The sequence below is a fragment of the Infirmifilum lucidum genome (assembly GCF_014876775.1).
GTDB classification, from domain to species: domain Archaea; phylum Thermoproteota; class Thermoprotei; order Thermofilales; family Thermofilaceae; genus Thermofilum; species Thermofilum lucidum.
On sequence record NZ_CP062310.1, the window covers coordinates 139,780 to 162,345 of the forward strand.

The following is a 22,566-nucleotide window of genomic DNA, read 5'->3' on the forward strand; positions in this document are numbered from 1 at the left end:
CTCACGGGGCTATAGACCCCAGTACTACTTGTTTCTTCGCCCCGGTAGCGCCTGGGACGCTTGTGGGTGTGGAGTTTAGCGCCTCGTGGGCCAGTACCGCCATGCCTAGCGCCTCCTTGAACTTAGAGTCGGTATTCCTCGCTCATGGCGAGCCTCAGCCCCCTTGACTTGAGCTCCTTCTCGAGCCACTTTACAAGGGTTTTGTTCCTGGCGCCTCCACCGCTGAGAATCACGACGCTGGCGTCAACTCTCGGGAGAATGAGCATGTCGTAGTTCGCTATCCCGCCGATGTTCTGCACGAGCCTGCCTTCGCGTGACATCGCTGCAGGGGGCCACGGAGAGCTACAAGCTCTACAGTTTCGCGGTAAAAGTCCAGGTACAGTTGGTGTCCTTTGAATGTCTAGTCGCCTTCAAGGCTTTTTCCACGGCCTAGCGCCTACGTCTCGTCTCCACCTATGAGAATGTACTTCGAGGGGGAAAGGTCGGCGGCTTCCGCCGGAAGTTCTAGAGCGAGGCGCCGAGTATCTGGATCCGAGAGGTTAATGCACCCCTCCCGAGGTGACCACCACTCACTGTACTTCCTGTAGTTAGGCAGACTTAGTATGTTCTCCATGTGGCCTACGAGCTCGAGAGACGGGAAAACTTCTATGCCGAGCGACCGGCCATACTCAATTATCCGTGAGAGCTCACTTAAGGTCAGCCTCCCCCGGGTGGCTCCTATGTCTGGATGACGTGGCCACGGGAAAAGATCCTCGAAGTAAATGCCGAAGTGATTGTACTTCAGTAAGAACAGGTAGCGCAGAACCTCTTTAAATGTCTCGAGGTTTGGCACACCAAGGAGAGACAGCGCGCGATTTGGCATAGTGTATCGCAGGCTGAGTTTCTGAAGAAGGCAGTGATAGTGAACTGGTACTACTACCCCCGACCAGCGAGCTACTATACGTCGCTAATAGAGTACTTCAAGAGTAGAGGCTACACTCAGATAGTCGCTCCTGGTCTCTGGAACTGGAACAGGTACTACCCGAACTTCGAGAGAGTCCTGGAAAATGTAAGTAACTTCCTAGAAGCCGTGAAGAAAGCAGGAGTCCACGGGTTTATGGTGACAGCTTGGGGTGACAACGGTGAGGAATGCTTCTTTAGGCTTCTATACCCTCTTCTAGTCGCCTCGATGGAGTACGCTGAAGGCGATGGGAAGTGGGAGTTTTCATGGATGGCTCTCACGGGAGAGAGCGAGAGAGTGCTGAACTGCAGAAAGAAGCTGGGGGTGGGAGTTATAGCGGACAACCTTAAGGGATTCCTACTCGGCTTTACAGAGAGACATTTAATTGGTGACGAGTGGATAGCTCTAGACAGCTTCTATGCAAGTGCATCTGAAGAGCTGAAGCAGAGTTTTAGGAAGGCTTGATCCACGTATTGTTGTGCCAAATATACATGGCAGGTGGAGCCTGTATAAGGTCGTAGTATATGCCGAGGGTTATAGCGCCAACCACGAATGTGTTAAAGTGGCCCTAGGGAACCCTCGTATGGAAATGCTCCAGAGAAGAAGTTCTTGTACTTTGGCTGTGAGTAAGTCGTGTAGAAGAGTGCTAGGAGCACTACTCCTAGAGCGAGAGTCCTGTTTTTCATCCTCTCATTAGTAGAATCATAGTTGGTCTCATTATTTATTATAATCTATTCACGCTAGATACTTGAAGGGTTTTTAGTATAACTATTCCCTAGGGCGAAAATAATATATTATTTTTCGAGTTGTGCAAAAAATATGCTTTGGAGCCTCTTCGCGCTGGCTGCTGCGCTGCTCTTCGCGCTAGCGGGTGTCTTGTACAGGAAGGGCGTATCGGGGTCTAGTATTAGCCCCCTGCTCGCCAGCGGCCTTAGGGCGGGCCCGGCCTTCATGGTGATGTTGCTGGCCTTCCTGGCTACAGGTGGGAGCCTCGACAGGCCGCTCGAGTTCTATGCGATCGCTACGGCCTCGGCGCTTTCAGCCTTCTTCGTGGGCGACTCTCTCTTCATATACGGCCTCTCGCAGGCGCCTGTCGGGGTCGTGTACCCAGTCGCATACACGTACCCCCTGTTCGTCGCGTTGTTCAGCTTCCTGTTCACCGGGAAAGCCCCGCGTCCCGCCTCGCTCGTAGCAGCTGCCCTCATGGCGGCCGGCACGTGGGCTGTCTACGGCAACGGCGGGGGCTTCGCGGTTAGAGGGCTCCTGGCCGGCGTGGGGGCTGGCGCCGGCTGGGGGCTTGGGATAACGCTGGCGTCCCTCGCCCTCAAGTACGCTTCACCCGTAGAACTGAACCTGTACAGGACTGGGTTCCTGCTGGCGGCAACAGCCCCTGTGCTGGCGAAGCAGGGGGCTAGGCTCGGGGAAGCCAGGCTTGGGTGGCTGTTGCTCGGGGGGCTGCTCGGGATAGGCCTCGGGCCCCTGGCCCTGTTCACCTCCATCAAGATGTCTGACGCTGTGGGCCCGGCTGTGGTCTCCTCCGGGGCCCCCGTGTTCGCAGTACTGCTGGCGGCCCCCTTGCTGGGCGAGAGGGTAGAGCCGAGGTACATGCTCGGGGCAGTGCTGGCGACGGTGGCGACGGCTGTAGCGTCTGCCTGGGGCTAGGCGTGGCTCGGAACTCTTACTCTCTCCTCAACCCAGACCCACGTCTTCTCGTCGTCGCTCAGGAACTTCCAGAGTAGGGGCGTGCCTAGCTCTACCGAGGCCTTGGCGAACATGAGGCCTCTCGTGGCCTCGGCCCTCCACTCGTGTAGCAACTCGTATACAGAGGGGAGGAAGCTGCCGTCGACCTGCCCCACGTAGAGGGCCCAGCGTCCCGCGATGTAGGAGGAGCCCCACGCCGGCAGGAGGGCCAGGGTCTTCGCCACTCTAGGTGCGTCCTTGCCCTCCAGCTCTAGGGCTATTACTGGAGTCTTGCCGGGGTCGCAGTACTCGTGGTAGGTCGTGTAGAGCCAGCCCGGGAGGAAGTGGACGCGGTAGTGGTAGCTTATGACAGTCTGCGACGGGATGCCGGCCCAGTGTAGGTGCTGGAGCTTCTCCAGTATAGTTTTAGGCCTGGGGTAGGGGCCTAGCATCATCTTCCCGGTTAGGTAGACGAGGTCGTAGAAGTCGGGCATTTTGAGGGGCTCCGGCTTCTCGAACTTCGGCATGATAGAGTCTACGATACCGGGTAGCTTTGCAACCTTCTCGGGCCTGAGGCCCTGTAGCTCCTCTAGGGGGAGCCAGTGCTGCACCTCCTGCGCTATGAAAGCCTTCCCCTCTCCCAGGGCCTCGTGGAGGTCGTCTACGAACCTATCCGCGAGCACTCGCGGCACGAGGCCTACGACTAGCGCATGCTCCCCGGAGGGGGAGCTGAGAACATGCAGCGAGAGGGAGCCGTGCGGGAGCGAGCCCGGCCACCTGGCCCTCTCCGCTATGAAAACCACTCTAGCTAGGCCGTAGTAGGCGTCGTCGGGCACTATGAAGAACCTGCCCCTGCGGGACCTAGACTGGTAGAACTTGATAGCAGTCGTAGCGGCTACCCCCGCGATCCTGGCGAGCTCCCGTAGGCTCCTGGCTCTGGGCACTGCGTATAGGAGGGGTCTCTCGTCCACTATAACTGGCATCGGGTAATAACCCGGCAGGAGAGTTTAAAGCTTAGGCGTGAGCCCAGCCCCGCCGCCTACGCCGTGGAAATGCATAGTTTGTACCACCCTTCGCGGTCAGTACTCTCTATGTAGGCTACCATCCGGGTGCCATGGGCTTTCTCAAGCCTTCTGACGTAGAGGTAGTGGATGGAGTCGGCGAAGCCCTTCGCCGTTAGGGCACCCATTACGAGGCCCAGTGCAACCACTGGGGGTAGGACTACAAAGAGCGCTAGCGCGGCGTAGACTACTGCGAGGCCTCTCAGGAACTCCTGGAGGCCCCCACGGCGGAGCTCCTCATACTCGCCCTTGGAGAATATGATGGCCAGTGCCTTCTCTGTCTTCAGGATTTTCCATACGGTGAGGGTAGTAAAGAGGGCCAGGAAGGATGTTATAAAGGCTCCGCTGAACTCTAGCACGTGGCTCGGCGACCGGGATGCTAGGAATATTGTTGTGAGCGTGGTGCCCGCTGATAGGGAGGCCTCGAGCACTACAGCTCTGCGGCTTGAGGGGTACTCGAGTTGTACTCGTGACACCCCTGTCCACCACTCAGCGCGGTTTAGGGCTTCAGGGTAAAAGTTATTGGTACTATCCCAAACTTGCTCAATACTCCAACCTCTACGCGGAAGTAGCAGGCCCGCGTCTTCAGGCAGTTCGGGTCAGCGCTCAGGGGCAGGTCGAGGCGCGTGGAGAGCGAGTAGTCGTCGGAGATCGTTAGGGCTTGGGGGTAGCTGAAAGTGACTTCGCGTATAAGCGAGGGGCCCTGGTAGAGGGCTACAGTTATGTAGCTTACCCTAAGGGCGCCTCGCTCAAGGCAGGACAACTTGAAGCTGGCGCTAACGTAGGGCCTCTCGCCAACCCCCTGAGTCCAGTTGTCTAGCACCACTTCCAGCGTCTTTACTGCTCGAACCTCGCGGTACCAGCTGGTATACACGCCGTAGACGTAGGAGAGTGACAGGGCTGCGGCTATGGCCTCTAGGAGGAGCGCAACCGACTTCTTCTCCGTAGAGTTTCACCCTGGTATACCCCGATGACTAGGAATATGAGGTTTAGGGGGATAACTACGACGAGGCTGGCGAATGCCAAGTTCTTCTCAACGACTAGGGCGGCGAGATCCCCTGAGAATGTTCCCAGGAAGATGTCTAGAGATGTCCTAATCAGCTGTACTGTTGCCAGCGCGGCAAGGAAGTATGATGCCAGAAAGAGGGCAATGGCACCCGTTATGCGGCCAGTAGTGTACCCGATTATGTACGACGCCATGAAGGCCCCCCGCGCTGTCCGTTCGCCACGGAGAAGTGTAGGAGGGGGGAGCCGGCTCTAGTAGAAGTAGAGCCGGGGCACAAAGTAGCATGCCACCTGTACCGCGCCTGACACGCGGGCTTGCTACCCAATGAAAAGAATTTAAAATACAGAGTGTATTGAGTTAGACGTGTCAGAGCAGTCGCGGATAACCCGTGTAGTTGAAGTTATTGCCTCCCGCCCGTACTTCTACCTGCTCGGGCCGGCTCTCGGCAGGCTCGTCTTCTACAGCAACCTCGATGGGGTTCCGGGTATCTGGGTGCTAGACCCCAAGACCTACGAGAGAGTCAAGCTGACGCGTGAGGCGATTCACAGCTTTGCCTTCACGAGGGCAGAGAGCAGGGAAGTCGTGTTCACTCGTGATGTATCTAAGGGCAGGGAGTTGCAGAAGCCCTATGTAGCCTTTGTTGACAAGCCCGAGGAAAGGGTGATAGCTGACGTCCCACCAGCCCGTGTGCTCGGGATCTCCTTCTATGGGAGCAGAGTCGTGTACATAGGCGCCACCGCGGAGAGCGTCGACCTGTACATGCTAGACTTCAGCGGGGGCTGGGAGAAGCTGACGACCTTCACGGCAGTGGCCTTCCTGACGGACTTCAACGGGCGCTACGCTGTAGGGCACGGGATACTCTCGGGCGACCCCCGGGCCTACGAGCTGTTCATATTCGACGTCGAGAGCGGCAGGCTCGCAACTTACACCCCCAGGCGCGGGTCAGTAAACCTGAACCCTGTCTTGAGGGGCGAGCAAGTGCTATTCGAGAGCGACTTCGAGGGCAGGAAGAGGCTCTACGTCTACGACATCGGCAGCGGCGAGCTGAGGCCTGTTGCCTTCACCCACCGCGACTACGACGGCTACCGGCCGGTCGAGCACGTCCGCTTCGGGTGGCTGGGCGACGGGAGGGTGTGGGCTATTGGGAAACGCGACGGCAGGACAAGCCTCTTTGTTGACGGGCGTAGAGTGAACACGCCGAGGGGCGTCACGACGAGCTTCGCGGAGGTAGACGGGAGGTTCTTCGTCACAGCCTCGTCTCTCACTAGGCCTCCCCAGATATTCGAGGTAGATCCTAGTACAGGCGCCATCCGCGTTGTAGTCCGCAACGCTCTGCCACGGGGCCTACAGCGCGCATTCAGGAGGAGCTACTTCGTGAGGTACACGTCATTCGACGGGAGGAGGATCCCGGCCTTCGTCGTCGAGAGCGCTGGGAACAGCATCCCAGGCCCTACAGTCGTGTACGTACACGGGGGCCCCTGGAGCGAAGTCATGGACTCGTGGGATCCCTTCATCGCGTCCCTCGTCGTAGCCGGCTACCACGTGGTTGCCCCGAACTTCAGGGGGTCTACGGGCTACGGGGAGGCCTTCCGAGCCCTAGACATCGGTGACCCGGGCGGCGGGGACTTGGAGGACATTGTCCACGCCGGGAAGTGGGCCGTACAGAGGGGGCTGGCTAGCGCTCTGGCGGTCATGGGTTACAGCTACGGCGGCTTCTCCACGTTCCTGGCGCTCGGCAAGCACCCGGAGGTGTGGAAGGCTGGCGTGGCTGGAGCGGGGGTTGTCGACTGGGAGGAGATGTACCAGTTGAGCGACGCATACTTCAGGAAGTTCATAGACACGTTGTTCGCCGGCAGGAGGGATCTGTGGCGCGAGAGGTCTCCCATAACCTACGTGGACAGGGTCTCGGCGCCTCTCTGCATCATACACCCTGCTAACGACACGAGGACGCCGCTCAAGCCTGTTCTCAGGTACATGCAGCGCCTAGCGGAGAAGGGGGCCGTCTTCGAGGCCCACATCCTGCCGGACACAGGCCATTTCGTGGCGCGAGTCCAGGACAGAGTAGCGGTCATAGCCCCCGCGTTGCAGTTCCTGAGGAGATACTTCCCAGTAACTCCGGGGCAACAGTAGGAGCCCCCGCTACGTGTTTGAGTGCTAGTGTAGTCTCCTCTTTGTGGGCCTGTACTTCTCGAAGAGGGCTTCCACGTCCCTGAGCGAGTACAGTAACACGTCGCTGTCCCCAGTGAACTTGAAGCCTGACCTCGAGTACAGCACGTAGACTTCTCTACGCGTGCCCTTGTGCCAGGGGAACTCTTCTGCCTTCCTAGAGAGCTCGTAGAGCACTCTCCTGTCTAGAGGCTGGGACGACCACTTGACTTCCGCGAAGTAGGCTGTCCTAGTCTTCTCGTCGACAGCAACGAAGTCTATCTCGGTGTCCCCCCTCCACCACTCCCCTACCTTGTTGAAGCTCACGACCCCCTCCCTCGCCAGGAGCGCGAAGTGCTCAATGGCTATACTCTCGAAGGCCCGTGAAGTGTACTCGTCCAGGCTCCTGTTAATATTCTCCAGTAGTTTCTCCTGTAGCCCGATCTCGAGGAGGTGGTAGTTCGGGAAGACAAACCTGAACCAGAAGTTAAGGAAGTTGTCCTTCAGGTAGTACCTCGCCCTCCCCCTCTTCTCCTCCAGTAGGGGGTACCTCCTCTCCACGACGTCCAGATCCCGCTCCAGCACTCTAACGTACTTGGCGACTTCACTGTGCCCCACGCCAGCCCTGTCCGCTATCTCGCCGAGCCTAGTAGCACCACCGGCGATAGCCTCGAGCACGCCCATGTACCTCGAGGGCTCTCGGAGCTCCATCGAGAGGAGGGTGAGCGGCTCCTCTCTCAGGGGGGCGCCAGGCGAGAGTACGAGCTTCCTAACGTTCTCTTGGAGGGCCACGTTGCCGTCTAGTAGCGCCAGGTACCCTGGAGTCCCGCCGAAGACGGCGTAGGCCCTGACTTTGTCCTCCTCGGAGTAGTCTTCCACGAATAGCCTCGCAGCCCTGTAGCCGAGTTGCCCGACTTTAAGCACTCTCGAGGCCCTGCCGTAGAGGGGTGACTCGTGGGACAGGCCTATGCGCTCCATCATGCCGACTGCAGAGCCGGAGAGCACTATCTTCAGCTTCGAGCGGGCCTTCACACGATCCCAGAACGCCTGGAGCTTCGCCACGGCCCCAGTGTCGTGCAGCCTCTGGAACTCGTCGATCACCACGACGCCGACTCCCGAGGCCTCGAACAGCCCGTAGAGGTCGTCGAAGTCCCTCACGAGGGGCTTGTAGGGCAGCTCGACTTGGCTCGTAAACTGCCTCGCCAGGTCGTTTAGGGCCAGTGCGGGATCCGTGTAGTTCACGACAAGGTAGACTCCTCCAGCTTCCCTCAGGAGCTGCATCAACATGTACGTCTTGCCGACCCTGCGCCTACCGTACACTACTACTAGTTCGGGCCTCCCGCTCCTCAGGGCGTCTTCTAGGACTCCAAGCTCTTCCTCTCTGTCGATGAAATACATACTCATAAGTCTCAGACTCTAAAGTCTCAGACTCCAAATATAAATGCTACGGCGCCCAAGGAATAAATACGGGCACCGAGCATGGTACACGTGCCTAGGCTGAAGTTTGTAGTCCACGAGCACGACGCCAGGCGCGCAGGCCTCCACTACGACTTGAGGCTCGAGATGGGCGGCGTGCTGAAGGACTGGGCCTTCAGGAAGCAGCCGCCACTCGAAATTGGGGTTAAGAGGTACGGCGTCCAGCAGGAGGATCACGACTTAATGTGGCTCGACTTCGAGGGCGAGATAAAGGAGGGGTACGGGGCCGGGACTATGAGGGTATGGGACAGGGGGGAGTACGAGATCCTAGAGTCCACCGGCGACAAGCTCGTCTTGAGGTTCTACGGCTCGAGGCTCAAGGGGACGTACGTGCTACTGAGGTTCAAGGAGGGCTGGCTCTTCTTCAAGACCCGGGCATAGAGATTTTTACCGCCAGGAGGGGAGTACATGCAGGTGATGAGGCAAAGCCCTCCGAGCGGTGAGGAGGCTGCGCCCAACTGAGCCCATGGGGAAGCAGTTTGAGAGCTCGGGCGTCTGCCCACTACATCGACAATAGCCTTCACCCCAGCGTACGCAATCCCGGCTCCGCCACAGAAGAAGCCGTAAGCTAGACAGTCATTGCGAGGCCCAGGTAGGGCAAGAGCACGCCGTAAAAACGGAAGCCTTGACCCTCGGGGTGCCCGGAATAGGTAAATACTTACCTTGTAACTTTGAGGATAGGTGGAGCCGATTGCTAACGAGGGATAAGCCGGCAGCCAGGACACGCGGTAACTGGCGGCTCTGCCAGCGCAGCCTTTGTCGTGGAACCGTCAATGCACTTTTGGGGCACTACTCCGCCTTTCAACATCTATAGTAGACGGGGCCCGGCACGGGTTTTGGGTTAGCCATACCGGCTCTTAAGCAACGTGTCTAGGCGCGAAGGGGCCACCGTGAAGGTATCTAACCTGAAGAGGAGAGGCGTGGTTGGAGGCGAGTTCTCATACATATGGGACTCCGCGTATGGAGGGTAGTGCTTTCCGGACTCTGAGTGCCACCCATACTGCTACGAGTACTTTCGCGGAGTCGCCTGGCAGGAACGGGACTGCCCCCAGGAGTAAGGCTTTCTCGAGGCCTATCCCCGTGACGCGCATCAACTGGAGTACTCCCAGGGCGTAGATCGCGGCTGTGGCCAGGAGGGAGGCCACCAGGAAATTCTTGAAGCTGGGGGGTCTACGCTCCGCGACGAGCCCCGCTATGTACGCTCCAGCGACAAAGCCTAAGAGGTATCCCCCTGTCGGCCCGAAGATCACGCCCACGCCGCCTCTACCGCCGGCGAAGACCGGCAAGCCAGAGGTGCCGAGCAGGAGGTAGACGAGCTGGGACAGAACCCCCCTCCTACTCCCGACTACGAGCCCGGAGAGGTACACGAATAGGGTCTGCAGCGTGACGGGTACGGGGCTGAAGGGCAGGGGGATGGCCACGTAGGCTCCCACAGCCGTGAGGGCAGCGAAGAGGCTCACAAGTGCAACGTCCAGGGGGCCCATGCAGGCCCACCGTACTCAGATGATGAGTGACGGGTGGAAGAACTTCTTCCCGCGTTTCTGCTTCGCCTGATCCCACTCGTAGAGTATCCTGCCCGCCTCGTTCGCGACTCTCACGGCTGTCTCGACTCCTGCCTCCGGGACAAACTCGTCTGTAACCCTGTTAGCTATGACTGCTAGTACGGCTCCAGCCCTCGCCCCGTAGACGCCCGAGATGGTGAATATCGTCGCGGCCTCCATCTCGAAGCTCAGGACGCCCGCGGCCTGCAAGTCTGCCATTATGCTAGGGGACCAACTCGGCTGGTAGCCCCTGAAGCCGGGCCTGGACTGCCCAGTGTAGAAGGTGTCTGTCGAGGCGACCACCCCGACGTGGTACCTCGCCCCCAGGCTCTCCGCGGCCTCTACTAGGGCGAGTACGACTTCGTAGTGCGCGAGGGCGGGGTACTCTACCCTGACGTACTCCCCGCTAGCCCCGTCGAGCCTGACAGCCCCAGTGGCTATTATGACGTCTCCAACTCTTATGTCCCGCTGGATTGCCCCTGTAGTGCCCACTCTTATGAACGTGTGCGCGCCGACCCTGAGTAGCTCCTCCAGCGCTATTGAGGCCGCTGGCCCGCCGATCCCCGTCGACGTGGCGGAGATGGGGGCGCCCCTGTACCTCCCAGTATGTGTCGTGTACTCGCGGTGTCTAGCCACTTCGCGCCTCTCCTCCCAGAAACTGGAGATCACTGAGACTCGATCCGGGTCGCCAGGCATCAGGACGTATGGGGCGACGTCGCCGGGCCTGCACCTGATGTGGTACTGTAGTCCGCCGCCCAGGTCGGGGGCTCTAGCGGAGACACTGGCCATACTTGAGTGTTAGGGGAGGGTAAATAAAAATCCTAGCCTTCGTGGGTCGTCGAATGTTAGTCTTCTACAGTTGCCTTCTCGAAGGCTCTAGTCCCCACGAAGAGCAGAGTTGCCGTGAGGGCTAGCAGTAGAGCCGTGTCTAGTGCTGGGTTGAAGTACGACACTCCGGTAAGCCAGTACCTCATGCCGTCTACAGCGTACGTCGCGGGGTTTAAGTAGGCTGCAGCTTTCATCCACTCCGGCATCGTGGATATAGGGTAGAAGATACCGCTCATGAAGAGGAGGGGCATTGTCACGAGGTTAACTACCATCTGGAAGCCCTCCATGCTCGAGATCTTGACGGACAGGGCTATCCCGAGAGAGGCGAAGCCCAGGGAGAGCAGTAGGCCGTAGAGGAACGCGGGTAACACGCCTCCAGGGTTAAGGCCCGGGGCTACGAGGAACAGTAGAGCGAGCACGATCATCGCCTGTATGTTCACTACCAGCGCGTCGCCGAGAGCGCGCCCGAGGATAACTTCCGAGCGCGAGGCTGGAGCCACTAGAGTCTCTTTCAGGAAGCCGAACTGCTTGTCCCATATCACGGAGACGCCGCTCATGAAAGAACCTGTCATGACCGTCATGGCGACCATGCCCGACGCCAAGTACGTGAGGTAGTCGAGGCCGCCGAATAAGGCCCTGGCCCCCGGGAAGCTGAAGGCCCTGCTCCACCCCATACCGAAGAACACTATCCAGATTAGAGGCTGGACTATAGTTATAACCAGCCTGGAGCGCGCGTTGACGAACCTCTTAACCTGCCTGTATACCATCGGCACTACTCCTCTCACGCTCACCACCTCCTGTGCGGGGGCCTAAAGCCACCCTCTTCAAGGGAGTCGCGCAGCTCGCGCCCAGTCAGGTTTATGAAGACCTCGTTCAGCGTCGGCCTCCTGTAGGTCACTTCTACTATTCTCAAGCCCATCACGTTGGCTAGCTCAAATATCCTGGGTAGAGCGGTGGACGCGCTCCTCACTGCAAGCTGGATAGTGTCTCTCCCCACAGGCTTACAGCTCTCGACGAAGTCGGCCTCTATGCACGGGGCAGGCGCCTGGTAGCCGTCGAGTTTAAGGTATATTACTTCGCCCCCCAGCTTCGACTTAAGCTCTTCTGGAGGCCCCTCAGCCTTTATCTTGCCGTGATCCATTATGGCTATCCGCTCGCACAGCTGGTCAGCCTCGTCCATGTAGTGCGTGGTCAGGAGTATTGTCGTCCCGTGCTCCCTCTTAATAGCCATGATGTAGTCCCATATCTTCACCCTGGTCTGTGGGTCAAGGCCTATTGTGGGCTCGTCGAGGAAGAGTATCTCCGGCTCGTGGAGAAGCGAGCGGGCGATCTCGAGCCTCCTCCTCATGCCGCCCGAGAAGTACCTCACGAGCTTGTTGGCGTACTGTTTAAGCTCGACGAAGTCTAGTAGCTCGTAGATCCTCCTCTTGAGCTCCTCCCCGCTCAGTCCGTAGAGCCTCCCGTGTATGTACATGTTGTCGTACGCCGTGAGCTGGTTGTCGAGGCTTGGATCCTGGAAGACGATGCCTATGTGCTTCCTAACCTCGTGCGGCTGTTTCACCACGTCGAAGCCCGCCACCAGGGCCTTGCCGCTAGTGGGGCGCAGTAGAGTCGTCAGGATGTGGATCGTCGTGGTCTTGCCGGCGCCGTTGGGGCCTAGCAGGCCGTATATCTCGCCGCTCTTGACCCTGAAGCTCACGTGGTCTACAGCTGTGACGTCCTTGAACTTCTTAACGAGGTCTTCTACAACGATAGCCTCACCCACTCCCACCACCCCTTATTATCTCGAGAACCCTATACTCGAAGTCCAGAATAGCTTTCCTGAGCTCCTCGACCTGCCTGTCGCTCAGCCCACCCATACTCTCTATGATGTCTTCTACAACGCGGAAAACGCGCGAAAGGCCGGACTCGCTGAACCTCTTGAAAGACCTGGCGAGCCTCAGAGCGTCTTCAACCTGCCTGCGATGGCTCTCCAGGACAGCCCTGCCCCCCTCGCTTAGTCGGTAGACCTTCACTCGCCTACCGTCTCTCTCAACCTCCTCGACCTCGACAAGCCCGTTGCGAACCAAGCTCTTGAGCACTGGGAAGAAAGCGCCGCTACTAGGCATGAAGCCCATGACCTCGCCGAGCCTCCTCATCACACCGTAAGCGTGGTTCGGCCCTTCGCTCAGCATGTGGAGGGTGAGTAGCTTCATGGCCCCCCGAAACCTAGCCTTGAGCCTGGATCTCTGCATATATGTCTATAGACAGTCTATATACATGTCTATTTAAGCTTTTCCATAGAGGGACGGGCGAACTTTTTTAGCAAGTTTCGAGGTGTTATGAGTGGGATGATGGAAGGTCTGGAGCCCTGAGGAGTGATGAAGAACACGGCCTGACTCTCTTGAGGAACTATTTTAAGGCCTTGAAGTTTAGATCTATGGAAACTTTGTGCAAAAAGTTTAAGTCCTACTAGCGAGAAGAGCACTCGTGTCACAAGGGCAAGAGTTCAGCTACTTCAAAGTGTTTCTCCTGGGCTTCGGCTTCTTCGGCATAAGCATCATCTGGTCCATATACAACTCCTACGTCCCGATATTCCTGAAGCAGCTCGGGCTAGCCTCGTGGCTCGTAGGGTTCATAATGACGATAGACAACCTCTTCGCAGTCGTCCTACTACCGTACCTAGGCGTCTTAAGCGACGTCACGAGAACCAAGATCGGCAGGAGGAAGCCCTACATCCTCCTAGGCGCCCCGCCGGCGGCCCTGACTTTTGCCCTTATACCGCTCTTCAGGGGCGAGCTCCTCCCAATGATGGCTGTCATAGTAGCGATGAACCTCTCCATGGCCCTGTTCAGATCCCCCGTCATAGCCTTCATGCCGGACATCACGCCGAGCGAGAAGAGGAGCCAGGCGAATGGAATCATAAACTTCATGGGCGGTGTGGGGTCTCTGCTGGCGTTCTTCGCCGGGTCTGTGCTGTACAGAATGAATCTGTCCTACCCGTTCATCGCCTCCGGGGCTGTCCTACTCCTCTCGAGCCTCCTGGTTGTACTGCTCGTAGACGAGCCGGAGGAGTTCAAAGTCAGGGAGAGGAGCGGGCCGAGCTTCTCGGAGGTGCTGAGGAAGACATTCAGGCAGAGCTTCAGCGAGCTTGCAGGCAACATCAGGCTAGCGGTTACAGACCCCGATAGGAGCCTGCTCTTCATGCTCTCATCGATCTTCCTCTGGTTCGTAGGCTACAATGCGATCGAGACCTTCTTCACGAGCTACGCTAAGTGGTACATGGGCATAGACGAGGCTACAGGCTCGTTCATCCTGGGCTTCGTGGCGCTCGGCTTCCTCATATTCTCCCTACCTGCGGGCTTCATAGGAGCCAGGCTCGGGAGGAGGAGGACGATGATGCTGGGGCTCCTGCTACTAGTCTCACTGCTGGCCGGCGTCCACGTAGCGGCTCACAGCCTTAGCGGGGGCTCGCTAGTAGCCCTCGTAGAGGCCTTGTTCTTCCTCGGCGGCTTCGCCTGGGCGCTCGTCAACGTCAACAGCCTCCCGACGGTCGTGGACATGACTACGCGCGAGAGGCTCGGAGCATACACGGGGCTGTACTACTTCGCCTCCCAGAGCGCCGCGATAATAGCCCCTCCCATCGCAGGGCTCTTCATAGACATGCTCGGGTACTCCACGCTCATGCCATACTCCATAGCATTCTTACTCCTGTCAGCCGCCACTCTCCAGTTTGTCAAAAAGGGAGAAGCTAGAAAAGGCTTCTAAAAACCTTTTTCTTTAAATGTTTCTAGGCGCCGCTCAGGCTACACGTGGAAGAGTACGCTCACAGGTTCCAGCCTGACGTGCCAGCTCTGGTGAAAGCGGCGTACTGAGCCCCCACGACCGCCAGCACGTGAAGATGGCTGTTCTCCGAGGGCTAGGGTTAGCAGTGAAGCCCTCGGCAGGCTTGTTGAACTCTACGCGGAGTATATTCTGGGAACCTGGAGTAAAAACTAGTTAAAGAAAGCTACTCCTTTTTGAAGAAGACGACGTAAAGGAAGTATCCCGCCGCGGCGAACAGCACTACAAGGGCTAGGATTGTTACGGAATAGAGTGCAGGGTCTAGCGCCAGGGGGCTGGTGTTCCTGAGGTCTAGTGACCTGCCAAGTATAGTTCTCCACGGCTCAGGCACACTGGACGCTACTAGCGGCAGGTTTGCGACGAAGTAGGGGTACTGGCTGAAAGCGTTAAGGTACTCGCCTGTGAGCACTGTTAGGGCTGCGAGGACAGCCGCCAGAATCGAGTACGTGTAGCCTCTCTTCGTCGCTGCCTCGCCTGGTCTGAGCACCATTAGCTCTAGGAGCAGGTAGGCCTGTAGCACTACGAGAGCCATCTTAAGCAGGAAGAGCCAGGAGTAGTCCGAGAACCTCTGTACCCCCTGGATAGCCCAGCCGAGAGACGAGAATATGTTGTTAAACTTTATCGGGGTGTTCGTCAGCGACACGGCATACCACGCGCCGAGTATAGCCATCGCGAAGAGGCCTACAGTGCCCCACTTCAAGCCGTCCAGGTAGAGGCTCTCCTCGGCTCCGGACAGCTCCCCGCTCCTCAGGCCCTTGAACGCGAACACGGCCGAGACGAAGAGCGCCCCCAGCGCGAGCGCCCCCACGACGCTCTTGAGGTACAGGGGCAGGAACGTCGGGTTGGCCAGGGCCTGTAGCACGTTCAGCGACGGCTTCCCGTCGAATTCTAGTCCGATGGGGGTGTTCAGGAACGCGAACACAGCCCTGAAGCCCAGGGGGATCAAGTATGCAGTAACGGTTAGCAGGACGCCCGTGTAGAAGTGCGTCCTGGAGTCGAACGCGTCCCAGCCGTACCAGTAGGCGACGATGGCGAAGAAGTGGAGGACTATTGCCACTATCGCGATCCCAAAGGGTACCATCGTTATGTTGCCCGCAACCCCCACGAACTCTGGGTAGAAGCTCAGCAGGAAGACTGTAAACGCCGTCCCCATGACTCCCGCTAGCGCGTACGTCGCCGCGTAGATCCTAAAAAGGCCCCTGCTAGCCTCCACGAGCTGGGAGTCTCCCGTGGACTCGGCCCGCCTCTTGAGGATGGGGACTAGGGTTGCAAGGGCAATACCCACGTTGACTGCTACAATGTGTATCCCGAAGACGAGTGCAAGGAAGAAAATAGAGATGCCCACAGCCCTCACCCTTTAACCGACGGCTCGTACAGGACTTTCCAGGACGCGTACACCAGCCCTGCCAGCGCGCCCAGGAACAGCAAGGCCACGATGACGTAGGCTAGGGGGTCTGCGGGGTTCGCCGTGTGGGCTACGTCGACGGTCATGACGCCGTACACGGTCCACGGCTTCCTGCCTATCTCGCGTACAGCCCAGCCGAGGAAGCTGACGAGCTGCGCTAGAACAGGGGACAGAGCCCCGAGCCACAGTAGATAGCCTGGGAGGTTCGCCCTCCTGTACAGGAGGAGTACCAGTAGCAGTGCGTACAAGCCCAAGAGCACGGACAGCCCTACCTTGGCGTAGTAGAGGTAGTGCACCACGAGCGGCGGCCTGCAGTCCGTGACGCGCGGCGCTCCGAGGAGAGTGCAGTAGTCAACGGGTATGCCGTCGTAGCCCGGTAGCCTGGCGTCGAAGCTCCCGTAGGCTATGAAGGCCATGAGCTTCTCCAGGCCTAGGAGCCTGGATATGCTGAGTATGGAGGAGCTAGTTCCCTCCATGGCGGCGAGCTTCTCGGGGTTGTACTTCGCTATCTCCTCGCCCATGACGTGGCCGAAGACTGCTCCCTGGAGGAAGACTGTCAGGAGCGAGGCGATAGCTCCAAACTTCAAGCCTAGCAGGTAGTACTCCCTACTCTTCTCGTCCCTAGACCTGAGCAGGAGTAGCGAGTACGCGCCCAGGACTGTGAAGGCCGTTACCGTGAGGCCTGCGCCGATAGAGTGGAGTAGGGTGCCGGGGTAGACTGGCGACTGGAAAGTCACGGTAGTGTAGCCCACTGTCTGGACTGTCAGGAGTAGGATCCTGTCCACGACGTCCTTTACGAGGAGGTCTCCCACAGCGCCCACAGCCTCGGGCTTGACGACGAGCTTCAAGACGCTGTCTCTGACTCTAACGCCTCCCCAGGCTTCAGCCGCCAGCCTTGCCACGATCCTCGACGGCATCTTCACAGCCACGCCCTGCCCGGTGTCGCCCACGACTTCCATGCCGAGAGACTGCAGCTTGCCCACGTCGAGCACGCCCACTATCTCCCTCGGGACGACGAGGAGCACCTTGGGGTAGCCCTGGTCGTACTTCCACCCCGAGAACGGGTCGTATGCCGGCACGATGCCGGTTGGCGCAACCATATAGCTGTTGACGCTGGTGATCATAGCCCCGCTGAACCACGCGCCGAACATTGCCAGGAAGGCGACCGCTATCTTCGCGTTGGTTGAGAGCTTACCCCACCCGAAGACCAGGAGGTATATGAAGACTATCTCTGTCAGGAAGGCGAATATCTCGAGGTACAGGGGGAAGAAGAGGTACCTGCCGGCGGCCTCCAGCACGTTAGGCCATACAACTACTAGCCCAAACTCGCTGGCAGTCCCCGACGCTGCCCCCACTGCGAAGACTAAGCCTAGAGCCTTGGTCATCGTCCTAGCCATGCGCTCCCACCTCGAGTCCCCGCTCTTCTTGTAGGCTAGCAGTGCAACTGCGATTAGCAGGGGCAAGCCCAGGACGTATTGCAGTATCAGCCAGTGGATCTCTATGCCGATGGTGCTTAGAACCCTGTCGGGCGCCGCAGGGTAGCTAAGCCACTGCTCTAGAAGGTTCATACCACTTCTGCCACTTTAAATAAACTTGTTAGCAAGATAAATATTTCTTTTCAGAATTCCAACCCTTATTGGGAAGAAAAACAACCTGATGTTTTAACAACGCCGCACTGCGCCCGCCGGATACTGGGATTAGGGGCTAGGCCTGGGTGATCCGTAGAAGCCTCTAAACCCGGCACACGAGCCCCAGGTTTACGGACAAAACTCGACACCTATAGCGCACACCCAGCCCCCAGCACTCTCAGCTCCAGGGGAAGCCTGGCCCGCAGGCCCCTACGGGGTAGCCGTGAGGGGCTTCTTGCCGGTGTCAGTGACTATTACCAGGGCTACGGTTAGAGTTGAGTCCCACGCGGACTCCCAGGCTAGGTGGAGGCTGACGTTGTAGACCCCGGGCCTCACGACTATAGGGGCGTCGTAGCCCGGTATTACGGCCAGTACCCTGTAGCACGGTAGGCCGTGTGAGACTGCGCAGGGCATGTGAACTACGTATCTCTCAGGCCCGTAGAGGTAGACTGTCCCGCTGAGAGTGTACGCCACGTCTGGGCTCGCAGACGCGAAGAGCTCGAAGACGGCTTCTGTGGGCCTCGAGAAGTTGACTACTCCGAGGCTGAGCCTCGCAGAGCCGTTACCCTGGGTCATGTGTAGCCTCGCCACGAAGCAACTACTGTTACCGTCCCGCGGGACTGGCCAAGGCATGCCTGGGGGCTCCGGCAACCTGTCTGTTCCCGCACCCGCCCCGCACGGCAGGACAGCTGGGGGGCTACCCGGGCTGGTTGTCTCGTTGCCCGGTGCTTCGGGCTGGCCTTGAGTGGGCAGTGGCTTACCAGTTTCGTTCACGGCCACAATGACTAGCGTTAGAGTCGCGTCCCCGCTGGACTCCCAGGCGACGTCCAGGCTAGCATTGTAGGTTCCGGGCATGACGAGGACTGGCTGGTCGTAGCCCGGTATCACGACCTGGACTCTGTAGCACGGAAAACCGTGCGCCGCCATACACGGCATGAGTACCGAGTACTTCTTCTGCCCCTCGAGGAGCAAGGCCCCGCTGAGCCTAAACGCCACGTCCGGATCAGCCTTCACGAGCACCCTGAAGGCCACTTCCGTGGGCCTCGAGAAGCTGACAGGCCCAAGCCTGACCGTTGTTGAGCCATTGCCCCGCGTCACGTGTATCTTCACCTCGAATAGACCCCCAGCGCTCTCCTGCACAGAGGGGCTTGCAGCGCCCGTCCTGGGCGCCTCCACTGTTGCGAGCTGTAGGGCTGTATACAGGGTGGCCAGCGCCGCTAGCAACGCCAGCGCGGCAACCACAATAGTCCTGGCCGTCATCAAGTACTCGTACCGAGTAAAGCCTTATTCCTGACGCACTCCCGCTACGTACCGAGACTACGTGGCACCAAGGCGCAAAGCCGGGCAAAACCTAGACACCGCCGAATATTTTCTCCGCTGTTTCGGGCTATGCCCCCTCCGCGCAGGCGGCAGGCTTAAATGCCTGGAGGCCGGATACTACGCAGGGATGGCTGGGGAGAGGAGGATAGGCTACCTCAGGCCCCTGAGGCCTTCGGGCAGGATAGGCTACCTCAGGCCCCTAAAGCCGAGTGGTAAGGATGGCCGTGAGGGTCAGAGTCAGGGTTGAGAGCGGGGGCAGGGAGCTCGTCACGACAGCCCTGCTGAACACGGGCTTCGAGAGCGACGACGCCGAAATCCTGCTGCCGCTGAGGGCCGCCGAGAGGCTAGGGCTTTGGCCGCCGCCCAGCGACGCGAGGACGGAGACATACGTCTCGGCCTCCGGCTACATGAGGGTCGTGAAGATACCCAGAGCTGGCACGGTCACCGTCCTCGCGGGGGACAGATCCTCGGAGAGCGTGGTTGCGGACTTCCTAGTCTCGGAGGTCACCGACGAGGTTCTACTGAACGACAAGCTCATAGGGAGGCTCAAGATAGTGATCGAGGAGCCAGGAGAGGGGCTGTGGAGGTTCAGGGACGAGGACAGGCCCAGGGCGAGCGAGAGGCCTGAGAGGTGGCTCTGAGGACAGTGACCCCACTCTACTCTTCAAGCACGGCTAAAAGGCTACTGTCCCCATGCCTGCACACGCAGAGTGTGACCATGCTCCTCGCCTAGTCGGGTTCGGCCCGAGGCCCACGGGAAGCCGGGCAGTGTCGGCGGGCTAGGGCAGGAATACCACGGGACAGGGCTGGCGGGCAACCCGCATGCCTTTGCGGAAAACGTTGTCTCCTGGCAGAGTAGGGGGCCGAGCAACTGGGCCACATCCCGGAGCTTCAAACCTTAAGATATAAGTTGGCGTTTTCACTAGAGGTGTGAGGTGGGTAGATTGAGGATTAGAAGGCGTGTCGGGCCTGGGGGCCGGGTTATGATACCGAAGGCCGTGAGGGAGAGCCTGGGCATTAAGGAGGGGGACGCCGTAGTCATGGAGGCGAGAGACGGGAAATCGTCATAACAAGGGAGAGACCCCGGACAAGCAGTAGAAGAGTTCTGCTCAGTCACAAAGGAGAAACACGGGGAAAGAGCTGATTTCGAGAGGCTTGTGGAGAGCGAGCTCGAAGAGAGGCACCTGGAGCACTGGAAGTAACTAAGTAGTGGGTGCTATCCATTCAGCCACCTTCAAGCCGTACTGGTGTTCCAAAAACGCAATTTTTATTTGCCGGCGGGCTCCTAGGCTTACGTGTCGAGCGGCTACGAGTGGCTCGAAGACCTTGACGACCCGCGCGTTAGGGCGTTCATAGAGGAGCAGAACAGGAGGTTCAGGGAGTACGTCGGGGACGAGGCGGACAGGCTGTACCCCAAGCTACTCGAGCTCTACAGCATGCCCTTCACCGTGGACGCCTCAATCTACAGCGGGGGCTTCTACACGCTCACGCGCGAGAAGGGCACTTTCACTGTGAAGAGGTACGAGTACGGGGAGACGGTGGCCGAGACAGTCCTGGAGGCCAGACAATTAGGGGATGACGTGGTGCTCACGTCCATCTCCGCTACTCCGGACGGCAGGCTACTGGCAGTGCTCTACAGCAGGGCTGGCTCAGACTACACGCACACCCTGATCCTGGACGCCGAGAGCGGCGAGAGGCTCAGGGGGCCCGAGGGCTACGTCTCCCCGCCCGTGTGGCTGGGGCAGGGGAGGTTCCTCTACGTGAGGACTTACAGGTCTGGCAGGGCGCCCGACGGCGTGGAGGCGCCGACCAGCAGGGTCTTCCTCGCGGAGCTGGGCGGCGGCGAGGAGATGGTGTTCGGCGGGGGCCTCGGGACGAACTGGATAGTCTCCCTGAGCCCCGACTACGAGCACGGCGCCGTCTACGCCGTGGCGATGCACGGGTGGACGAAGTCCAGGGTCTACGAGTACAGGGGCTCCGGGTGGAGCCTCCTCTACGACCCCGGGGACTCGAGGGCCTACCCCGTCGGCAGGGGGGAGGGGGGCGTGTACCTGCTCAGCTACGAGAACGGCCTGGGCCAGATCCTGAGGCTCGGCGAGTCCCCGGAGGTGGTGGTGGGGGCCGAGAAGCACCCCATCGGGGACGCCGTAGTGCACCGCAGAGGGATCCTCGCCGTCAGGCTGGTCGACGGCGCGGACAGGCTGGAGGCCTACAGCCTGGACGGCGCGAGGGAGGGTGAGGTGGTGCTCGAGGAGAAGCCCGGGAGCCTGACAGTCCTGTCCAGGGGGTGGGGGAGGGCGCTGGTGAGGTACGAGTCCTTCGACACTCCGAGCAAGCTCTACCTCCTCGAGGGCCGTAGCGCCAGGCTCGTGGAGGGGTCTAGCCTGCCCCTAGACCTCGAGGTAAGGGACATGTGGGTGGCCTCGCGGGACGGCACGAGTATCCACGGCTTCGAAGTCAGGAGCAGGAGGGCCAGGGACGCCAGGGTGGCAGTCGTGTACGGATACGGGGGCTTCGCGCTGCCAATCAAGCCGAGGTTCTACCCGGAGGCAGTCGTACTGCTGGAAGAGGGCGCCACCTTCGTCTCGACGAACCTCAGGGGCGGGGGCGAGTACGGGGAGGAGTGGCACAGGGCCGGGATGAGGGAGAACAAGGCCAGAGTGTTCGAGGACTTCGAGGCTTTCCTAGAGTACTACAAGTCCAGGGGCTACTTCACGGTGGCCACGGGGAGGAGCAACGGGGGCCTGCTGGTGGCGGCGGCCGTGGCGAGGAGGCCTGACCTCGTGGACGTCGCGCTCGTCGGCTACCCCCTCACGGACATGCTGCGCTTCCACAAGCTCTACCTCGGGAGGCTCTGGATCACGGAGTACGGCGACCCGGAGAAACCGGAGGACAGGAGGATCCTCGAGTCCTACTCGCCGCTCCACAACCTTAAGCCCGAGGCGAGGCGCGTCACAGTTCTGGCATACACGGGCATGGCGGACGACAGAGTCCACCCCTCCCACGCCCTCAAGTTCGTAGCCAGGCTACTCGACCTCGGCGCGGAAGCATACCTCAGGGTAGAGGAGGGCAGCGGGCACCTCGGCGCGGTGCCCCAGACTAGGGCCAGGGAGGCCGCTGAGGTACTAGCACTAGTAGAGAAGAAGATAAGAGAAAAAGTATTTTAGGGCAGGACTACGAGCTTCGGGTAATCCTTGCCGCCAGACGTGTGGAGCTTGACCTCCACGCTACCACCAGGATTAAGCGTTGTCGGCCCGCATGTTCCACCTTTTGTAATTGTCAGAGTAATCGTCCTGGACTCACCCGGATTGAACGGAATAGCTCCTGCTCCTGCTGGTGGATCTACATCTACACCAAATAGAGCAGGACACCCTACAATAATTATACCACCGATGTCCCACGCCAGGTAGCCGTTAATGTATATATGCGTTATGCTCGTCGGGCTTGTACCCCTGTTAGTGACCGTTACGCTTACCTCCCAGCCTGGGAATCCTCCTGGGAGGATTGTTGGAACTGCGTTTATGGCGTCTATTGTGAGTTGCTCGAAGCCCGTGAAGAGGCCTATTATGCCTGTCATCCAGAAGGCTACTGCTATTGCGACCGCTATGGTGACCGCGACGATTATGACAGTGGCTATGACCGGGCTTATCGCCTGTCTCTTCGCCATACAACGTTATAGCTGGGGACACGTTTATATACTTTTCCCCCTGTTTT

25 protein-coding genes are annotated in these 22,566 nt (G+C 59.3%); 8 read left to right on the forward strand and 17 right to left on the reverse strand.

The window, feature by feature from the left end; genetic code table 11:
• Position 1: 1 nt before the first annotated feature.
• The 3 genes from IG193_RS00805 to IG193_RS00815 form a co-directional block, all read right to left on the reverse strand.
• Positions 2 to 103: an anhydro-N-acetylmuramic acid kinase gene (locus tag IG193_RS00805; RefSeq protein WP_192819011.1), complete on the reverse strand. Its 102-nt coding sequence runs from the start codon at positions 101 to 103 to the stop codon at positions 2 to 4.
• A 19-nt stretch (positions 104 to 122) separates the two neighbouring features.
• Positions 123 to 320 (reverse strand): hypothetical protein, encoded by a 198-nt coding sequence (locus tag IG193_RS00810; RefSeq protein ID WP_192819012.1) that lies wholly within the window; start codon positions 318 to 320, stop codon positions 123 to 125.
• 116 nt (positions 321 to 436) lie between these two features.
• Complete coding sequence (locus tag IG193_RS00815; RefSeq protein ID WP_218042152.1) at positions 437 to 862, reverse strand: family 20 glycosylhydrolase; 426 nt, start codon at positions 860 to 862, stop codon at positions 437 to 439.
• Positions 863 to 901: 39 nt separating this feature from the next.
• On the opposite strand from IG193_RS00815, the gene IG193_RS00820 reads away from it, so the two are divergent.
• Both IG193_RS00820 and IG193_RS00825 read left to right on the forward strand, forming a co-directional pair.
• On the forward strand, positions 902 to 1,405 hold the full coding sequence (locus tag IG193_RS00820; protein WP_192819013.1) for a hypothetical protein: 504 nt from the start codon (positions 902 to 904) through the stop codon (positions 1,403 to 1,405).
• Between the two features lie 354 nt (positions 1,406 to 1,759).
• Entirely contained in the window at positions 1,760 to 2,602 is an 843-nt protein-coding gene (locus IG193_RS00825; RefSeq protein WP_192819014.1) for a DMT family transporter, read from the forward strand.
• Here IG193_RS00825 and IG193_RS00830 read toward each other — a convergent pair.
• The 4 genes from IG193_RS00830 to IG193_RS00845 are packed head-to-tail and all read right to left on the reverse strand — an operon-like array spanning position 2,599 to position 4,881.
• Positions 2,599 to 3,603 (reverse strand): hypothetical protein, encoded by a 1,005-nt coding sequence (locus IG193_RS00830; protein ID WP_192819015.1) that lies wholly within the window; start codon positions 3,601 to 3,603, stop codon positions 2,599 to 2,601. The genes IG193_RS00825 and IG193_RS00830 overlap by 4 nt on opposite strands.
• Before the next feature lie 56 nt (positions 3,604 to 3,659).
• Positions 3,660 to 4,157 (reverse strand): hypothetical protein, encoded by a 498-nt coding sequence (locus IG193_RS00835; protein ID WP_192819016.1) that lies wholly within the window; start codon positions 4,155 to 4,157, stop codon positions 3,660 to 3,662.
• Positions 4,158 to 4,180: 23 nt separating this feature from the next.
• Positions 4,181 to 4,555: a hypothetical protein gene (locus IG193_RS00840; RefSeq protein ID WP_192819017.1), complete on the reverse strand. Its 375-nt coding sequence runs from the start codon at positions 4,553 to 4,555 to the stop codon at positions 4,181 to 4,183.
• A 41-nt stretch (positions 4,556 to 4,596) separates the two neighbouring features.
• Positions 4,597 to 4,881 carry a hypothetical protein gene (locus IG193_RS00845; RefSeq protein WP_192819018.1) on the reverse strand — a complete coding sequence of 95 codons (285 nt, stop codon included), beginning with the start codon at positions 4,879 to 4,881 and terminating at the stop codon, positions 4,597 to 4,599.
• 169 nt (positions 4,882 to 5,050) lie between these two features.
• Between IG193_RS00845 and IG193_RS00850 the strand changes: the two genes are divergently transcribed.
• Positions 5,051 to 6,817: a S9 family peptidase gene (locus tag IG193_RS00850; protein ID WP_192819019.1), complete on the forward strand. Its 1,767-nt coding sequence runs from the start codon at positions 5,051 to 5,053 to the stop codon at positions 6,815 to 6,817.
• Between the two features lie 24 nt (positions 6,818 to 6,841).
• Here IG193_RS00850 and IG193_RS00855 read toward each other — a convergent pair whose 3' ends face one another.
• Complete coding sequence (locus IG193_RS00855) at positions 6,842 to 8,236, reverse strand: ATP-binding protein (RefSeq protein WP_192819020.1); 1,395 nt, start codon at positions 8,234 to 8,236, stop codon at positions 6,842 to 6,844.
• An 84-nt stretch (positions 8,237 to 8,320) separates the two neighbouring features.
• Here IG193_RS00855 and IG193_RS00860 point away from each other — a divergent pair, with 84 nt between their 5' ends.
• Complete coding sequence (locus IG193_RS00860; RefSeq protein WP_192819021.1) at positions 8,321 to 8,689, forward strand: DNA polymerase ligase N-terminal domain-containing protein; 369 nt, start codon at positions 8,321 to 8,323, stop codon at positions 8,687 to 8,689.
• 557 nt (positions 8,690 to 9,246) lie between these two features.
• Here IG193_RS00860 and IG193_RS00865 read toward each other — a convergent pair.
• Genes IG193_RS00865 through IG193_RS00885 form a run of 5 tightly spaced genes read right to left on the reverse strand, consistent with a single transcriptional unit; the run spans position 9,247 to position 12,911 of the window.
• Positions 9,247 to 9,792 carry a biotin transporter BioY gene (locus tag IG193_RS00865; protein WP_192819022.1) on the reverse strand — a complete coding sequence of 182 codons (546 nt, stop codon included), beginning with the start codon at positions 9,790 to 9,792 and terminating at the stop codon, positions 9,247 to 9,249.
• Positions 9,793 to 9,807: 15 nt separating this feature from the next.
• Positions 9,808 to 10,638, reverse strand: coding sequence for a uridine phosphorylase (udp, locus tag IG193_RS00870; protein ID WP_192819023.1), 831 nt, complete (start codon positions 10,636 to 10,638; stop codon positions 9,808 to 9,810).
• Positions 10,639 to 10,694: 56 nt separating this feature from the next.
• Complete coding sequence (locus IG193_RS00875) at positions 10,695 to 11,462, reverse strand: ABC transporter permease (RefSeq protein ID WP_218042153.1); 768 nt, start codon at positions 11,460 to 11,462, stop codon at positions 10,695 to 10,697.
• A 2-nt stretch (positions 11,463 to 11,464) separates the two neighbouring features.
• A complete protein-coding gene (locus IG193_RS00880) occupies positions 11,465 to 12,442 on the reverse strand; it encodes an ATP-binding cassette domain-containing protein (protein WP_192819024.1) in 978 nt (325 codons plus the stop codon).
• Positions 12,435 to 12,911, reverse strand: a complete 477-nt coding sequence (locus IG193_RS00885; protein ID WP_192819025.1) for a PadR family transcriptional regulator — start codon at positions 12,909 to 12,911, stop codon at positions 12,435 to 12,437. Before IG193_RS00885 ends, IG193_RS00880 begins: the two co-directional genes overlap by 8 nt.
• 235 nt (positions 12,912 to 13,146) lie before the next feature.
• Between IG193_RS00885 and IG193_RS00890 the strand changes: the two genes are divergently transcribed.
• Positions 13,147 to 14,424 (forward strand): MFS transporter, encoded by a 1,278-nt coding sequence (locus tag IG193_RS00890; RefSeq protein ID WP_192819026.1) that lies wholly within the window; start codon positions 13,147 to 13,149, stop codon positions 14,422 to 14,424.
• A gap of 241 nt (positions 14,425 to 14,665) precedes the next feature.
• On the opposite strand, the gene IG193_RS00895 is transcribed toward IG193_RS00890, so the two are convergent.
• The 3 genes from IG193_RS00895 to IG193_RS00905 all read right to left on the reverse strand — a co-directional run bounded on the left by IG193_RS00895 (position 14,666) and on the right by IG193_RS00905 (position 18,792).
• On the reverse strand, positions 14,666 to 15,844 hold the full coding sequence (locus IG193_RS00895; RefSeq protein ID WP_192819027.1) for a cytochrome ubiquinol oxidase subunit I: 1,179 nt from the start codon (positions 15,842 to 15,844) through the stop codon (positions 14,666 to 14,668).
• A gap of 5 nt (positions 15,845 to 15,849) precedes the next feature.
• Positions 15,850 to 17,472: a cytochrome ubiquinol oxidase subunit I gene (locus IG193_RS00900; protein WP_192819028.1), complete on the reverse strand. Its 1,623-nt coding sequence runs from the start codon at positions 17,470 to 17,472 to the stop codon at positions 15,850 to 15,852.
• Positions 17,473 to 17,742: 270 nt separating this feature from the next.
• On the reverse strand, positions 17,743 to 18,792 hold the full coding sequence (locus IG193_RS00905) for a hypothetical protein (RefSeq protein WP_192819029.1): 1,050 nt from the start codon (positions 18,790 to 18,792) through the stop codon (positions 17,743 to 17,745).
• A 278-nt stretch (positions 18,793 to 19,070) separates the two neighbouring features.
• Here IG193_RS00905 and IG193_RS00910 point away from each other — a divergent pair, with 278 nt between their 5' ends.
• The 3 genes from IG193_RS00910 (at position 19,071) to IG193_RS00920 (ending at position 22,019) form a co-directional block, all read left to right on the forward strand.
• Positions 19,071 to 19,493, forward strand: coding sequence for a pepsin/retropepsin-like aspartic protease family protein (locus tag IG193_RS00910; protein WP_192819030.1), 423 nt, complete (start codon positions 19,071 to 19,073; stop codon positions 19,491 to 19,493).
• Positions 19,494 to 19,796: 303 nt separating this feature from the next.
• Complete coding sequence (locus IG193_RS00915) at positions 19,797 to 19,922, forward strand: AbrB/MazE/SpoVT family DNA-binding domain-containing protein (protein ID WP_192819031.1); 126 nt, start codon at positions 19,797 to 19,799, stop codon at positions 19,920 to 19,922.
• 225 nt (positions 19,923 to 20,147) lie between these two features.
• On the forward strand, positions 20,148 to 22,019 hold the full coding sequence (locus IG193_RS00920; RefSeq protein ID WP_192819032.1) for a prolyl oligopeptidase family serine peptidase: 1,872 nt from the start codon (positions 20,148 to 20,150) through the stop codon (positions 22,017 to 22,019).
• Here IG193_RS00920 and IG193_RS00925 read toward each other — a convergent pair.
• Positions 22,016 to 22,519, reverse strand: a complete 504-nt coding sequence (locus IG193_RS00925) for an archaellin/type IV pilin N-terminal domain-containing protein (protein ID WP_192819033.1) — start codon at positions 22,517 to 22,519, stop codon at positions 22,016 to 22,018. The two genes, IG193_RS00920 and IG193_RS00925, sit on opposite strands and share 4 nt — an antisense overlap.
• Between the last annotated feature and the right edge of the window lie 47 nt (positions 22,520 to 22,566).

What these genes read in the sequence shown, in the direction of transcription:
- IG193_RS00805 (WP_192819011.1), bottom strand. Translation starts at nt 103, where the DNA reads ATGGCGGTACTGGCCCACGAGGCGCTAAACTCCACACCCACAAGCGTC.
- IG193_RS00810 (WP_192819012.1), bottom strand. Translation starts at nt 320, where the DNA reads ATGTCACGCGAAGGCAGGCTCGTGCAGAACATCGGCGGGATAGCGAAC.
- IG193_RS00815 (WP_218042152.1), bottom strand. Translation starts at nt 862, where the DNA reads ATGCCAAATCGCGCGCTGTCTCTCCTTGGTGTGCCAAACCTCGAGACA.
- IG193_RS00825 (WP_192819014.1), top strand. Translation starts at nt 1,760, where the DNA reads ATGCTTTGGAGCCTCTTCGCGCTGGCTGCTGCGCTGCTCTTCGCGCTA.
- IG193_RS00830 (WP_192819015.1), bottom strand. Translation starts at nt 3,603, where the DNA reads ATGCCAGTTATAGTGGACGAGAGACCCCTCCTATACGCAGTGCCCAGA.
- IG193_RS00845 (WP_192819018.1), bottom strand. Translation starts at nt 4,881, where the DNA reads ATGGCGTCGTACATAATCGGGTACACTACTGGCCGCATAACGGGTGCC.
- IG193_RS00855 (WP_192819020.1), bottom strand. Translation starts at nt 8,236, where the DNA reads ATGAGTATGTATTTCATCGACAGAGAGGAAGAGCTTGGAGTCCTAGAA.
- IG193_RS00865 (WP_192819022.1), bottom strand. Translation starts at nt 9,792, where the DNA reads ATGGGCCCCCTGGACGTTGCACTTGTGAGCCTCTTCGCTGCCCTCACG.
- udp (WP_192819023.1), bottom strand. Translation starts at nt 10,638, where the DNA reads ATGGCCAGTGTCTCCGCTAGAGCCCCCGACCTGGGCGGCGGACTACAG.
- IG193_RS00885 (WP_192819025.1), bottom strand. Translation starts at nt 12,911, where the DNA reads ATGCAGAGATCCAGGCTCAAGGCTAGGTTTCGGGGGGCCATGAAGCTA.
- IG193_RS00900 (WP_192819028.1), bottom strand. Translation starts at nt 17,472, where the DNA reads ATGAACCTTCTAGAGCAGTGGCTTAGCTACCCTGCGGCGCCCGACAGG.
- IG193_RS00905 (WP_192819029.1), bottom strand. Translation starts at nt 18,792, where the DNA reads ATGACGGCCAGGACTATTGTGGTTGCCGCGCTGGCGTTGCTAGCGGCG.
- IG193_RS00910 (WP_192819030.1), top strand. Translation starts at nt 19,071, where the DNA reads ATGGCCGTGAGGGTCAGAGTCAGGGTTGAGAGCGGGGGCAGGGAGCTC.
- IG193_RS00925 (WP_192819033.1), bottom strand. Translation starts at nt 22,519, where the DNA reads ATGGCGAAGAGACAGGCGATAAGCCCGGTCATAGCCACTGTCATAATC.